This is a genomic window from Massilia sp. FBCC-B171, from assembly GCF_059134155.1.
Genome location: NZ_CP101443.1, coordinates 257,833 through 272,228, shown reverse-complemented (window position 1 = coordinate 272,228; position 14,396 = coordinate 257,833). Strand labels below are relative to the sequence as shown.

Annotated in this window: 10 protein-coding genes; 4 read left to right on the top strand and 6 right to left on the bottom strand. The window is 67.0% G+C overall.

What is annotated here, in order from left to right; translation table 11 throughout:
* Positions 1–22 precede the first annotated feature (22 nt).
* Positions 23–553 (top strand): SixA phosphatase family protein, encoded by a 531-nt coding sequence (locus NMB41_RS01275; RefSeq protein WP_494380691.1) that lies wholly within the window; start codon positions 23–25, stop codon positions 551–553.
* A 6-nt stretch (positions 554–559) separates the two neighbouring features.
* On the opposite strand, the gene NMB41_RS01270 is transcribed toward NMB41_RS01275, so the two are convergent.
* A complete protein-coding gene (locus NMB41_RS01270) occupies positions 560–2,650 on the bottom strand; it encodes a TonB-dependent receptor plug domain-containing protein (protein WP_494380690.1) in 2,091 nt (696 codons plus the stop codon).
* Between the two features lie 149 nt (positions 2,651–2,799).
* Here NMB41_RS01270 and NMB41_RS01265 point away from each other — a divergent pair, with 149 nt between their 5' ends.
* Positions 2,800–3,906, top strand: coding sequence for a sensor histidine kinase (locus NMB41_RS01265; RefSeq protein WP_494380689.1), 1,107 nt, complete (start codon positions 2,800–2,802; stop codon positions 3,904–3,906).
* A 5-nt stretch (positions 3,907–3,911) separates the two neighbouring features.
* A complete protein-coding gene (locus NMB41_RS01260; RefSeq protein WP_494380688.1) occupies positions 3,912–4,685 on the top strand; it encodes a LytR/AlgR family response regulator transcription factor in 774 nt (257 codons plus the stop codon).
* Here NMB41_RS01260 and NMB41_RS01255 read toward each other — a convergent pair.
* Positions 4,673–5,086, bottom strand: a complete 414-nt coding sequence (locus NMB41_RS01255) for an SRPBCC family protein (RefSeq protein WP_494380687.1) — start codon at positions 5,084–5,086, stop codon at positions 4,673–4,675. The genes NMB41_RS01260 and NMB41_RS01255 overlap by 13 nt on opposite strands.
* Positions 5,087–5,112: 26 nt before the next feature.
* Complete coding sequence (locus NMB41_RS01250; protein WP_494380686.1) at positions 5,113–6,132, bottom strand: aldo/keto reductase; 1,020 nt, start codon at positions 6,130–6,132, stop codon at positions 5,113–5,115.
* Between the two features lie 103 nt (positions 6,133–6,235).
* On the opposite strand from NMB41_RS01250, the gene NMB41_RS01245 reads away from it, so the two are divergent.
* Positions 6,236–7,156, top strand: coding sequence for a LysR substrate-binding domain-containing protein (locus NMB41_RS01245; protein WP_494380685.1), 921 nt, complete (start codon positions 6,236–6,238; stop codon positions 7,154–7,156).
* Between the two features lie 4 nt (positions 7,157–7,160).
* On the opposite strand, the gene NMB41_RS01240 is transcribed toward NMB41_RS01245, so the two are convergent.
* The 3 genes from NMB41_RS01240 to NMB41_RS01230 form a co-directional block, all read right to left on the bottom strand.
* Positions 7,161–8,933 (bottom strand): M14 family metallopeptidase, encoded by a 1,773-nt coding sequence (locus NMB41_RS01240; protein WP_494380684.1) that lies wholly within the window; start codon positions 8,931–8,933, stop codon positions 7,161–7,163.
* Positions 8,934–9,068: 135 nt separating this feature from the next.
* On the bottom strand, positions 9,069–10,649 hold the full coding sequence (locus NMB41_RS01235; RefSeq protein ID WP_494380683.1) for a S41 family peptidase: 1,581 nt from the start codon (positions 10,647–10,649) through the stop codon (positions 9,069–9,071).
* Between the two features lie 179 nt (positions 10,650–10,828).
* Entirely contained in the window at positions 10,829–14,389 is a 3,561-nt protein-coding gene (locus tag NMB41_RS01230) for an indolepyruvate ferredoxin oxidoreductase family protein (RefSeq protein ID WP_494380682.1), read from the bottom strand.
* Positions 14,390–14,396: the final 7 nt, after the last annotated feature.

Here is a 14,396-nt window from a genome sequence, read left to right as displayed (position 1 = left end):
GCAATCTAAAAAAGGACCTCCCATGCCCCTGCTGCCACGCCTGCTGACCGTCTTCGCGCTTTCTCTCTCCATGATCCTGCCCACCACCACCTTCGCCGCTCCCAGCATGGTCTATCTCGTCCGCCATGGTGAAAAGGCGCTCGAAGGCAAGGACCCCGAGCTGACTGCGCAAGGCCGGCAGCGCGCGCAGAACATCGCCACCATGCTGGGAAAAACCGGCATCGCGCACGTCTTCAGCACGCCAACGAACCGCACGCGCCAGACCGCGCAGCCGCTAGCGCAGGGCAGCGGCTTGGCGATCCAGCTCTACGACCCGGGCACGCCCAAGCTCCTGGTCGAGAAAGTGAAAACCCTGAGCGGCCCGGTGCTGGTGGTCGGCCACTCGAACACCTTGTCGGAACTGGTGCGCCTGTTCGGCGGCCAGCCCGGGCCGGACATCGCCGACAACGAATACGACCGCGTGTACCAGCTCCTTCCCGGTCAACATGGCAGCGCGGCGGCCGTGACCACCGTCCTGTTCACCTCCCTGCCGGCGACCGGCGCGGCGCCCTAACGCGCTTTACAGCGTTCGCTCGAGGCCGATGCGCAGGCTGGCCATGCCTTCCCAGGTCAACACCCGGTAAACAGCGCTGCCGTCGGCGCCGCGCCAGGCGCTGCCGGTCTGCTGGCCGCGGCCCAGGGCATTGGCCACGCTCACGCGCATGCGCCACTGTGTATCGAGCTTGCGCGTCCAGTACAGATCCAGCTGCGCCACCCGGCCGAGCGAGGTGGTGACGCCATCGTTCGTGCGGCTGCTTGCGCCGCCGCGCACATTGAAACTGGCGCCGGCGTCCCAGCCGCCCGCGCTGCGGTAGTCGATGCCGGCATTGAACGTAAACGGCACTTGCTGGGCGAGCGTGTTGTCGGGGCCGGGCACGGCCAGCACGCGCGACCAGTTGCGCGCGGCGCTGAAGCGCAGCGCGAAGGCCATGTCGCCCAGTTTGAGGGGCGACTTCAGGTCGAGCTCGACGCCGGCCAGGCGCGCCTCGCCATTGTTGACCGGGCGCGATACCCAGTTGGCGCCGTCGCGGTACAGCTGCTGCGTCGTCACGTCGCTTATGCGCTTGGCATAGCCTGAGACCGTGGCAGTACCCTCCTTGCCGATCGGGCGCTCCCAGGCGAGGTCGAGACCCCAGCTCAGTTCCGGACGCACGGCCGGGTTGCCCTCGCCGTCCGGATTGGCCGGGCCGTTGTTGTTGTTGATGGTATAGCGGCGCGGGACCAAGTCCCTGGTGGGCGGCGCCTTGTAGGTACGCGCCAGCGCCAGGCGCAGCTGGTGTTTGGCGGGCAGCTTCCACAGCAGCTGCAGGATCGGGCTGGCGACGCTGCTGGTGCCGGCCACGCGTGCCAGGCCGGCGCCATCGGTGCCGGTGCGCAGGCCCTCCCAGCGCAATCCCGCATAGCCCTCGAAGGCCTCGGAGATGGTCCACTCGTCCTGGGCGAAGAAGGCCAGGCGCTCGACGCGCGCCGTGTAGTCCTGCAGGCGCCGGGCCGAGGCGGTATCGAGCGTATCGAACTGGTTGCGCTGCTCGCCGCGCGTGGTGCGGCTGGCGTCCCAGCCCAGGCCCAGGCTGTGCGCCGTGCCCAGGGGCGCCAGGTATTTGCCGTTCACGCCGGCCGTTCGCTCGTCGGCGCCCGACAGCACGGCGCGCGCCAGGCCCGGCGCGCCGTCCGCGCGGGTGCCGAGGAACAGGTAATCGCCGCGGCGCCGGCTGCCATCGAACACGCCTTTCACCGTCAGCTTGCCGGCGCCGCCAAAGCGGTGGGCCCAGGCCAGGTCGCTGCGCAGGGTGCTGGTCTGCGAGACCAGCCTGGCGGAGGTCGTGGGATAGGCCGTCGCTTCGCCGCGCAGCGTCTCCTCGTCCTCGAGCGTGGTGCCGCGTGCGCGCGTGTGGCCGGCGAGCGTGTTCCAGCCCAGGGTGTCGCCATTCTCGAACGTCCAGTTCAGGCGCGGTCCGAGGTTGACGCGGTCGATGCGCGCCAGTCCCGATTCCTGGAAGCGCCGCGCCGCGATCCCGGCATCAAGGCGGTCGACTGTCTCGTCGGTGCGGATGCTGTCGATGCGCACGCTGCGGTCGAACGTGGCGCCCGCAGCCCAGGCCAGCGCGCCGCGCTTGCCGCTGGCCTGGGTCGAGGCCGACGGGCTCCACTGGCCGCGCTGGTAGCCGTTTGACACCTTGTCTTCGCGCCGCGCGCCGCCGCTGCGCTTTCTCAGCACGATGTTGATGCTGCCGGCCAGCGCCTGGGCGCTGCGCTCGGCCGTCGGGCTGCGCGCGATCTCGATGCGTTCGACCAGTTCGGGCGCGATCGAATCGACCGTAAAGCCTTGCGCGACGCTCTCGCCGTCGACCAGGATCTGCGTGTAGCCGGCGCCGAGCCCGCGCATGCGCACCTCATTGCCGACGACGGAGACGCCGCCCTGGCGCTTGAGCACGTCGGCCAGGTTGGCGTCGCCATAGGCGGCGATCTCGGCGCGCCCGACCACGCGCCGGGACGCCGCCGCCTCCCCCTGTGCCGCGGCGCCCTTGACTTCGACGCGCGCAGGGGCCGGCGTCTCCTGCGCGGCGGCATACGTCAATGAAAACAGCAGCAGCAAGGGCAGTCGTGACATGGCGGAAGAAGACAGAGAGAGAAAGTGGGCGATTCTAGGAGCCGCCCCGCCCCCATGCGGGCGCCGTGTGACGAAGCGCCGCGCGCGTGTGACGAGCACCGCCATCGCCCCGTTTTGACGGCGAGGAGCGCTGCTATACTCGGCGCACCATGACCGAACAACAACGCAGAAGCGCCCGCACGATCCTCAACCACGTCGCCTTCTGGACCGTCCTGTGCGCCGTTGGCGCGCTCGGCGTCTACACCGATCGGGGGCAACGCGGCCACGAGGCCGCGTATCTCCTGATCCTGCGCGAATGGTGGGTCGGCCACGCGCCGGTGATGGCGCTCAGCAGCGGCTTGAGCCTGGCCCTGGCACGGCATCCTTCCCTGTTCGCCGACCGGCGCACGACGCTGCGCGTGTTTGCCTGCGTGGTGCTGCCCTTCCTGCCGCTGGAATGGTTCTATGTCGGCTGCGCCGATATCCTGCTGCGCGGCGAGGCGCTCACCTGGAGCACGGCATGGGCCGAACTGTCGAGGATGGGCAAGATGACCTGGTTCACCGAGACGGCGTGGACCATCGGCACCTTCATCGCCATGGTCGCCATCGGCAACCACCGCGAAGCGCGCGCCCGCAGCGAAGCCTTCGCCAGGGCGCAGGCGGAAAACCTGAACCTGCACCTGGCGCTGGAACAGCAGCGCATGCTGGCCCTGCGCGCCCAGTTGGAGCCGCATTTCATTTTCAATGCCCTGAACGCCATCAGCGCCCTGGTGCGTGGCGGCGACAAGCCCGACGCGCTGGCCGGCATCGGGCGCCTGTCGGACCTGCTGCGCTACGCCTTGTCGGCCACCCAGCGCGAACAGGCGACCATCGACGAGGAACTCGGTTTCGTGCGCGACTATGTCGCCCTGCAGCGCCTGCGCTACGGCGAGCGCCTGCAGATCCGGATCGAGGGCGACGACGATGAAGTGCGCCAGGACGAATGCCCGCCGCTGCTGCTGCAGCCCCTGATCGAGAACGCGCTGCGCCACGACCTCGATTGCCACGACGGCGCCGGCGACATCCGGCTCTCGTTCCAGCGCACTGCCGACGCGCTCCTGATCCGCGTGATGAATCCGGTGAGCGAATACGCCTCGCCGAATCCCGGCACCGGCCTTGGCCTGGCCAATACGCGCTCGCGCCTGGCCTTGGCCGACCCGCGCGCCTCGCTGCGCACCGAACGCCAGGGCAGGCACTTCCTGGCCGAGATCAGCCTGCCGCTGGCGCTGCGCGATTGACGCCCATGGAGATCCGCTACGCCATCGTCGACGACGAAGAGCCCGGCCGCAACAACCTGCGCCTGGCGATGGGGGCGCACGCCGGCTGGCAGCTTGCCTTCGAGGCCGACAGCGCCGCGCAGGCGCGCACGGCGCTGTCGGCGCACCGCATCGACCTGCTCTTCCTCGACATCCAGATGCCGCGCGAATCGGGCCTGCTGCTGGCGCGCGAACTGGGACGCATGATTGAACCGCCACTGGTCGTGTTCGTGACGGCGCACAGCGTGCACGCGATCGAGGCCTTCGAAGTGCACGCGCTCGACTACCTGTTGAAACCGCTGGACGACGCGCGCCTGGCGCAGGCCGTCGAGCGCGCCGCCCTGCTGCTGGCCGGGCGCCAGCGCGAAGCCTACGGCCGCGCGCTGCATGCCTATGCCGACGGACCGGCTTACCTGGAACACATCAGCGTGCGCTCGGTCGGCCGCATCGACCAGGTGCGGGTGGCCGACATCGTCTGGATCGAAGCGCAGGGCAATTACGTGGCCCTGCACACGGCCGCGCACGCACTGCTGCACCGGGTTCCCCTGAGCCGCCTGGAAGCGCACCTGGATCCCGCGCAATTCGTGCGCGTGCACCGCGGCGCGATCGTGCGCAGCGGGCATGCCAGCAGCCTGCGCGTGGGGGGAGACGGCAGCTACACCCTGCATCTGCGCGACGGCACCGCGGTCCCGGTCAGCGCGCGCTACGCCGATGCGGCGCGCGCGCTGCTGCAGGACGGGCCTGCGCCTCAGCTTTCCTGAAACGCCAGCGCCAGCGCCGCCAGGCCGTCGCGGTAGATGCCGCCGAACAGCTGCGACGCTTCCTCATCGCTCACGCCGCGCGGCGTGAAGCGGCCCGACCATTCGACACGCGCCCCGCCGTCCACGTCGCGCACGCGCAAGGTGGAACGGTAACCCGTCACCGGGAATGGCGCCTGCAGGATCGCATAGGTGTAGGAGCGCGCGTCCTCGTCGAAGGCCAGCAGGCGCTCGACGATCGCCTCGCCGCTGGGGTTGGCGAGGGTGCGCACACGCCCGCCCTCGGATAGTTCGCTGGACGGGATATAGGGCAGCCAGTCGGGCAGCGAATCGAAGCCGCCGATGAGTTGCCATACCTGTTCCGGGGTGGCGGCGAGGGTGATGTGTGCGGATGCTTCAGCCATGTCTTTCTCCGTGCTCGTGAATGGGTTCAAAGGTCGATCGGTAGCGGTGCGGCGCCGGCCACGAGCTGCTGCTCGCGCATCTCATGCCAGAAGGCGGCGGGAATGACGGTATTGAGTGCGGCATAATCCTCGGCGATACGCTCAGGCTTGCTGGCGCCCGGAATCACCGCGCGCACGGCAGGATTGGCCAGCACGAACTGCAGCGCGGCCGCTTTCAAGGGCACGCCGTGGCGTTCGGCGATAGCGCGCATGCGCGCCACCTTGGCGACAATCTCGGGCGAGGCCTGCTGGTATTCGAAGTGGCTGCCCCCGGCCAGTACGCCCGAGCTGTACGGGCCGCCGACGACGATATCGACATTGCGCGCGGCAGCGGCCGGCATCAGGCGCTGCAGTGCGCGTTCATGGTCGAGCAGCGTGTAGCGGCCGGCCAGCAGGAAACCGTCGGGTTGGGCTTCGGTCAGGTCGAGCGTGATTTCAAGCGGCTCGACCTTGTTCACGCCCAGGCCCCAGGCCTTGATGACGCCTTCCTCGCGCAGCCGGGTCAGGACCCGGAAGGCGCCGGTGCGCGCCGTTTCGAACTGGGCCAGCCATTCGTCGCCATAAAAATCCTGGGCCACGTCGTGCACCCAGACGATATCGAGGTAATCGGTGCCGAGGCGTTTCAAGCTGTCCTCGATCGAGCGCAGGGTGGCGTCGGCCGAATAGTCGTTGACGATTTTATTCGGGCGCCCGAATTCGAACAGCCCGCCCTTTTCGCCCAGGTCGCGCGCGGCGGCGTTTTCGTGCTCGTCCAGGATCAGGCGGCCGACCTTGGTGCTGAGCACATAGTCGGCGCGCGGGTAGGCCTGCAAGGCCTTGCCGAGCCGGATTTCGGACAGGCCGGCGCCGTAGAAGGGCGCGGTGTCGAAGTAGCGGGTGCCCTGCTCCCAGGCGGCGTGCACGGTGGCGGCGGCTTCTTCTTCCGGAATGTTGCGGAACATGTTGCCCAGTGGTGCGGTGCCGAAGCCGAGGGCGCCGGCGCGGGAGAGTTGGTCTTTGAGGCTCACGGTGCATTCCTTTGCAGTGATGGTTGGAATGGACCAGTCTAGGTTGCTTAATTAAGTCTGTCCAAGACATAATAGGGGCAACTTGATTCCCTAGAGGTCTGACATGCTCGATTTACGCCAACTTCACTATTTCATCGCGGTCGCCGAGGAAGAACACGTGGGACGCGCTGCGGAGCGGCTGTTCATTTCGCAATCGCCCCTGAGCCGCCAGATCGCGCAGCTGGAAGAAAAGCTGGGGCTGACCCTGTTCGAGCGCGTGCAGCAGCGCATCCGGCTCACCAGCGATGGCCGCACTTTTCTCAGCGAGGCGCGCGCGCTGCTGACGCACGCTGCCCGGCTCGAATCGCTGGCGCGCCGCCTGGGCAAGGGAGATGAGGGTGGGCTGTGCATCGGCTACCTGGAAAACGCGATCCACGCCGGCGTGCTGCCGGACGCCTTGCGCGCGCTGCGGACCACGCGCCCGAAGGTGCACGTCGCGCTCTACAACCACGGCTCGGCGCAGCAGCTCGAGGGCCTGCGCCAGCGCAGCCTCGACATCGCCTTCGTCTGCGAAGCGCCCGCCGTCGACGACCCCGACCTGGCCTGCCTGCAGGTACTGGACGATCCGATGCTGCTCGCCGTGCCCGAGGGCCACCGGCTGGCGGGCGCCGCGTCGATCACGCCCGCGGACCTGGACGGCGAGAACTGGATCCAGGTCGTCAACCGGACCAACCCGCTCAAGCAGGACGATTTCATCGCCGCCTGCGCCCGCGCGGGCTTTACGCCGGCCATCACGCTGGAAGCGGCCGAACCGCAGGCCGCGCTGGGCCTGGTGGCGGCCGGACTGGGATTGAGCATGGTCCAGCAAAGCCTGCGCTACCAGGCGCCGCGTGGCGTGGTGCTGCACGCCCTGCCCTGGTTCGCCTGCCGCACGCCGCTGTGGGTGGCGTGGCACCGGGTCAACCTGCGCCCGCTCGTCGAGATCTTCCGCCAGACCGTGCTGGAAACGAGCGGCGCGCAGGCGCCGGCACAACTGCGCGCTTAAGCGCTTAAGGCGTGACGTTGGTACGCAGCACCGGATACAGATTCAAGCGCTCATCCCACGACGAGTGGCGGCGCGCAAAGAACTCGAGCCTGGCGTGCGCGTTTTTCGCAAACGCCGGGTCGCTCTCGAGGCGGCGCTTGAATTCGGCGGCCACCGCCGGGTCGGCCGCCATCTGCGCGCGCGCGACGTCTTCGGCCACATACTCTTCCATGTACTCCTTCGGCTCGAAGGCATTGTTGAACATGCCCCAGGCCAGCAGCGAGTCCGGCGCCTGCGGCTCCAGGATCGCCATCACCAGGCGTGCTTTCGGCTGCGCGATCGGCACGAACAAGGCCCCCTTGCCGACGCTGCGCGGCTCGCTCTTCCAGCCGCCTTCGACAGTCAGGCGCTGGTGCGCTTCGACCGACTTGGCGCCGAAGCTCGCTTTGGAGGCGCGGAAGGTCTCGGTCTCGAAGCGCTCCAGCGGCTTGTCGAGCTTGCGGAAGCTGATGCCGTGCTGGCGCAGTTTCGCCGCCACCAGGGCCGCATGCGCGGCCGGCACGATGTAGCCGGCGCGCGGCGCCGCCACTTCCAGATCGGCCACGACGTTATCGCGCAGCGGCACGCGCCAGACTTGCGGCCTGGTTTCGTCGTAGCGCGTCATCAGGATGCCCGACACGTCCGAGAGCGTGCGCGTGTATTCATAGCCGTTGAAGTCGACCATCTTCGACGTCTCCAGGGTCTTGTAGCTCAGCGCCACCGGCGTGCCGGCCAGGCGCGCGGCGCGCATGTCCGCCGCGGCCGCTGCCAGCTGCCACGCCTTGCCGTGCTTCGTCACCTGCTCCAGCACCGAGATCACGCTGTTGTGGGTGATCCGCACACGCGTCGGGTAGTCCTTCCAGGCGTGGGTCTCGACCAGCACCGCCATGCGGTTACGCAGCGGGAAGTAGCCGGTGGAGAAGCGCGGGTCGGAGACGCCGTCGATAAAGCCCGATTGCGGATCGTCCGTCTTGGCGAAGGACATGTAGTAGGACTGCGGGGTCGAACCGAGTTTCGCGAGGTCGGCGATCACGTTGTCGCGCAGCGCCGTGCCGGCCTTGCGCAGTTCCGGATCGGCCGAATATACGGGCTCGGCCTGGATCGAGACGTCGTGCTGGAACTTGGCGCCGTTGGTCACGTGCAGGTCGACATAGGTCAGCGGATCCCAGGCGTTCACCAGCGTGAGCATGGCCTGCATCTCGGGCGCATCGGCCTTCACGTAGTCGCGGTTCAAATTAAAATTCTGGGCCGTCGTGCGCCAGCCCATCTCCACCGGACCGCGCTGGTTCGGGCGGTTCCATTGCTGGAAGCGCTCGTGGCCGTCGACGTTGAAGACCGGGACGAAAATCAGCACCTGCTTGTCAAGCGCACCTTTGGCCAGGCGGTTGTCCAGCACTTCGCGCAGCGCCAGGAAGCCGGCATCCTTGCCGTCGATTTCACCGGCGTGGATGCCGCCCTGGATCAAGGTGACGGGCAGGCCCTTCTTGCTGGCCGCCTGCGGCGTAAAGGCGTTTGTCCGGGTGGCGACCAGCGCCAGCATCGGACGGTCTTCCGGCGTGCGCCCGAACTCGATGCAGCGCACTTCCTTCGGATAGGCTTTCGCGAAAGCCGCGCACAGCTTGACGACTTCGTCGTAGCGGCCGGTGGCCTGGAAGCCCGAGCGCTCCGAGACGGTGGTCAGATCAAGAGCGGACGCAGTCGCGGCAGGCGCGAATGGGGCTGCGGCGAAGAGGGCAAGCAGTAACGCAGAACGAATCATCGATGAAGCTCCGGCAGGTAGATAGAGGGCGGCAAAGCGGAAAATTATAGTCGGGTTTGGCCCCTTGCAGACGAGCTTAAAAAAAAGCGCCACCCGAAGGCGGCGCTTGTTCGCGTCAAGGACGGCGCGGCGTGTTTATCTGGCTTTGGTGTGGATCGCGATCTGCGACACCCGTGGCCGCACGACCGTGCGCGCCGTCACCGCCATCGCCTGGGCCGAGGTGCGGGCCTGGGGCGGGCAGACGCCGGTGCTGCGGTAGCTCAGGGCGGTTGCCAGCAGCGCTTCGGCCGGATCGCCCGTTTCGCGCGTGAGGTCGTCGGCGACGGCGCAGGTCGGCGCGAAGCCGTCGCTGTAGTCGCCGAAGCCCTTGGCGTTCACGCCCTGGAACTCGATCGAGAAGTAGGTGGTGCCGCAGTTCGGTACCGGCGTGAAGCCATACGGCTTGCCGCAGGTCTGGGCGCCGATCACGTCGACCTGCACGTCGATGCCGCGCAGTGCATTGATCACCGCCTCGCTTGCCGAGCAGGTGCCTTCGGTGGTCAGGATGGTGACGCGCCGGAGGTCGAGGTGCGGCAGGGTCGTACCCTGCGCCACCGTCCCGGCGCCGGCCGGATAGCCGTAGGCCGACTGCGCGAACAGGATGGTGTCGTTCGGATCGACCTTGATCTTGTTGTTGTACTGCAGGCGCTCGAACACCTGGCCCTGCGAGGCCGGTCCGGCAATCATGTAGCCCAGTTCCGAGGCGATGCCGAGCAGGCCGCCGCCGTTGTAGCGCATGTCCAGCACCAGGTCGGTGACGGCGGCCGCCTTGAGCGTCGTGAAGGCGTCGATCAGCTGGCGCTCGGCCACCGCGTTGTGGTTCTCGAAGCTCAGATAGCCGACCTTGCCGGTCGGGGTGTCGATGACTTTCGTGCCCTTCACCGACAGCGCCGTCACGTCGCGCGCCGCCATCGTCGCCGTGAGCGAGGCGGTGCCGCGCTTGACGGTAAAGCTGTGCGACTCGCCCACCGTGTCCGGGTACATGGCGTCATTGATCTTGTTGACCGATGCGGCATCGCTGGCGTTGACGAAGTCGACGCCGTCGATTCCGGTCAGCTGGTCGCCGCGGCGCAGGCCGGCGACGGCCGCCGGCGAGCCCGGTTCGACCACGGCGATATGCCAGCTGCGCGGTGCGGTCGCGCCGCCGCTGCTCCAGGTCAGGCCATAGCCCAGTTCGATCCCCGCGCTGTTGAGCTTGTCCCACTCTGCCGAGTCGTAGGTGAAGTGGAACTGGTCCTTCAGCGTGCCCGACGCGGTCCGGGCCGGCGTCTTGAGCTTGGCGAAGTAGTCGATCGGGTTGCTGAAATCGGCCATCCGGAAGTCGGTCGGCACTTCGTTGTACCAAAGGTAGTTCTGGTGGGTCCAGGCGCGCAGGAAGGTCAGCTCGTCGCGCAGGGTGCCCTGCTTGTCGGGATAGGGCTGGCCGGTAGCCGGGTCGTTGCCGGTACGCGGCTTGGCGCACAGGTTCCAGTAAGTAGCGAAGGCGTCGCCCAGGGTCGAAAGGGCTGGATCGGCCACCACGCTCGGGGTGGTGGCCACCGGCCCCGGGTTCGAGAGCGCGCCGGGCGCACCGCCGCCACCGCCGCAGGCGGCCAGCGTCAAGGCGGCGGCGAGCGCGCTGCCGAGCAGGCGGATGGAGGAAGCCAGGCGGCCGTGCCGGGGAGCGAACGTTTTCATGGGAAAATAGTTTTGTAACAAATGGTCAGCCAAGGGTAAGACAAGCCCGCTTCTTTGAAAAGGTCGAGATATTAATCCCGTGCAACTTTTCCCGAAAAAACGATTGCCGGTGCCATAAAACAACAACGCCAGGACCGGCGGGGAGCCGGGCCTGGCGCAGGGCCATCGGTGAAGCGTAATCAGGCTGCGTGCGTGAGTCCTGCCGGATTCTGGAAGGCCGACAAGAGCTGGGCTTCCTTGGCTTTCGCCGCCGCCAGATGGCGTTCCTTCACGTGGCCATAGCCGCGGATGTCTTCCGGAATGCTGGCGATCGCCACGGCTTGCGCCAGGTTCTCGTTCGACAGCTTCGGCAGCAAGCTCGATACCGTTTCGCGGTACTGGCCAATCAGGGCGCGCTCGGTCTTGCGCTCGGCGGTGTAGCCGAAGATGTCGAACGGCGTACCGCGCAGGCCTTTCAGTTTCGCCATCACACCGAAGGCTTTCAGCATCCACTGACCATATTCCTGCTTGATCGCGCGGCCTTCCTTGTCGTGCTTGGCCAGCAGCGGCGGCGCCAGGTGGTACTTGATGGTGAAGTCGCCTTCGAACATGTTGGCGATCTTTTCCTTGAAGGCCGGGTCGGTGTGCAGGCGCGCCACCTCGTACTCGTCCTTATAAGCCATCAGCTTGTAGAAGTAGCGGGCTACGGCTTCGGTCAAGCGCGTGCCTTTGCCCAGCTTCGCTTCCTCGCTGCGCACCTGGTCGACAAAGGCCTTGTACTGGGCGGCGTAACCGGCGTTCTGGTAAGCCGTCAGCAGTTCGATGCGGCGGTTGACCAGCTCATCGAGGGTCTGCGCGCGCTTGAACTCGACCACCTTGGCCGGGGTGGTCAGCTTCTTGACCGAGGCCAGGTCGTGGGCCGCGGTGCGGCCCCAGTTGAAGGCGGCCTTGTTGAAGGGCACCGAGACGCCGTTCAATTCGATTGCCTTCATCAGCGAGGTCTCCAGCAGCGGCACGCGGCCCTTCTGGAAAGCATAGCCGAGCATGAACATGTTGGTGGCGATCGAGTCGCCCATCAGCGTGGTCGCGATCTGGCCGGCGTCGACGAAGTCGACATTGTCGGTACCGCAGGCCAGCTGGATCGCGGCGCGCGAACCTTCGGCCGGGAACTGCCATTCCGGATTTTTCACAAAAGCCGCGGTGGTGGAACCGGTGCCGTTGACGGCGGCCCAGGTACGGCCTTCGCCCATGCGCGAGAGTGCATCGCGGCTGGCGGTGACGATCTGGTCGCAGCCGATCACGAGGTCGGCGCTGCCGGTGCCGACGCGGGTCGAGTGCAGGTCCGACTGGTGTTGCGCCAGGCGCACGTGCGACATCACCGGGCCGCCCTTCTGGGCCAGGCCGCTCTGGTCGAGCACGATCGCGCCCTTGCCTTCGACGTGGGCCGCCACGGCCAGGATCTGGCCGACGGTGACGACGCCCGTGCCGCCGACGCCGGCGACCAGGATGCCAAACGGCGCATCGATGCGTGGCACGATCGGTTCAGGCAGGACCGGCGGCGCGTTGTCGGTAGCAACTGCCGCCTTCTTCGGCTTTTTGAGGCCGCCGCCTTCGACGGTGACAAAGCTCGGGCAGAAGCCGGAGACGCAGGAGAAATCCTTGTTGCAGGAGGACTGGTTGATCTGGCGCTTGCGGCCCAGTTCCGTTTCCAGCGGCTCGACCGACAGGCAGTTCGACTGCACCGAGCAGTCGCCGCAGCCTTCGCACACGGCCTCGTTGATGACGGCGCGTTTTGCAGGGTCGGGGAATTCGCCTTTTTTCCGGCGGCGGCGCTTTTCGGACGCACAGGTCTGGTCGTAGATCACGGCGGTCACGCCCGGCAGTTCGCGAAGCTGCTTTTGCACGTCCATCAGCTCGGAGCGGTGGTGCACGGTGACGCCCGGCGCCCAGGCGTAATCGCTCGGGTATTTTTCCGGCTCGTCGGTGACGACCATGATCGGGCCCACGCCTTCGGCCGCGATCTGGCGGCTGATCATGCCCGGATCGAGCGGACCGTCGACGTTCTGGCCGCCGGTCATGGCGACCGCGTCGTTGTAGAGGATCTTGTAGGTGATGTTCACCTTGGCCGCCACGGCGGCGCGGATCGCCAGGATGCCGGAGTGGAAATAGGTGCCGTCGCCCAGGTTCACGAACACGTGCTTTTCGCTGGTGAACGGCGACTGGCCGATCCAGGTCGTGCCTTCAGCGCCCATGTGCGTAAACGTGGACGTTTCGCGGTCCATCCACAGCACCATGTAGTGGCAGCCGATACCGGCCATGGCGCGCGAGCCTTCCGGCACCTTGGTCGAGCTGTTGTGCGGGCAGCCCGAGCAGAAGTACGGGATGCGGTCGGTTTCCGGATTGGCCTTGGCTGGAATGTTCTTCAGCACCAGCTCTTTGTTTTCCAGGAAGGCGATGCGTTCTTTCACGCGCTCGGCAACCGGGTGGCCGGCGCAGTAGTGCGTGATGCGCGAAGCAATCGCCCGTGCAATCTGCGCCGGGTTCAGCTCGTAGGTCGCCGGCAGCAGCCAGTCGCCGTGGCCGGTGCGGTTTTTATTGTGCCATTCGCCGGTGTCGTCGAATTTACCCACCACGCGCGGACGCTCGCCGTCGGGCAGGTTGTACAGTTCTTCTTTCAGCGCGTATTCCATCACCTGGCGCTTTTCTTCGACCACCAGGATTTCGTCCAGGCCGCGCGCGAATTCGTGCACGCCTTCGGACTCGAGCGGCCAGGTCATGCCGACCTTGTACAGGCGCAGACCGATGTCGCGCGCCGCCTGCTCGTCGATGCCGAGGTCGGCCAGGGCCTGGCGCGTGTCGACATAGCTCTTACCGGCGGTGATGATGCCGATTTTCGGCTGCGGGCTGTCCCAGATGATTTTGTTGAGCTTGTTCGCACGTGCGTACGCCAGCGCGGCGTACCACTTGTAATTGCTCATGCGGACTTCCTGGTCCAGCACGGCATCCGGCCAGCGGATGTTCAAACCGCCTTCAGGCAGCTCGAAGTCGGTCGGCAGCTGGATTTGCACGCGGTCCGGATCGAGGTCGACCACGGCGCCCGACTCGATGATGTCGGTGACGCATTTCATCGACACCCACAGGCCCGTGTAGCGGCTCATGGCCCAGGCGTGCAAACCGAAATCGATGTATTCCTGCACCGACGATGGGTACAGGACAGGAATACCGCAGTGGGTCAGGATGTGGTCCGACTGGTGCGCGGTGGACGAGGATTTGGCCGCGTGGTCGTCGCCGGCCAGCACCAGCACGCCGCCGTTTTTCGCCGAACCGGCGTTGTTGGCGTGCTTGAACACGTCGCCGCAACGGTCGACGCCCGGGCCCTTGCCGTACCACATGGCAAACACGCCGTCGTAATTCGCGTCCTTGTACAGATTCGTCTGCTGGGTGCCCCAGACGGCGGTCGCCGCCAGGTCTTCGTTCATGCCAGGGTGGAATTTGACGTGATGGGCGTCGAGGTGTTTTTTCGCCTTGACCGCGGTCATGTCGACGGCGGTGACGGGCGAGCCGCGGTAGCCGGTGATGTAGCCCGCCGTATTCAGGCCGGCTTTCAGGTCGCGTTCACGCTGCAGCATCGGCAGGCGGATCAGGGCCTGGGTGCCGGTCATGAAGGCGCGGCCGCGCTCGAGCGTCCACTTGTCGTCGAGCGTGATCTCGTGCTCCGGCTGGGATGGCTGCAGCTGGGAGCGGTCGAGGGGTGCGTTCATTGGGGTG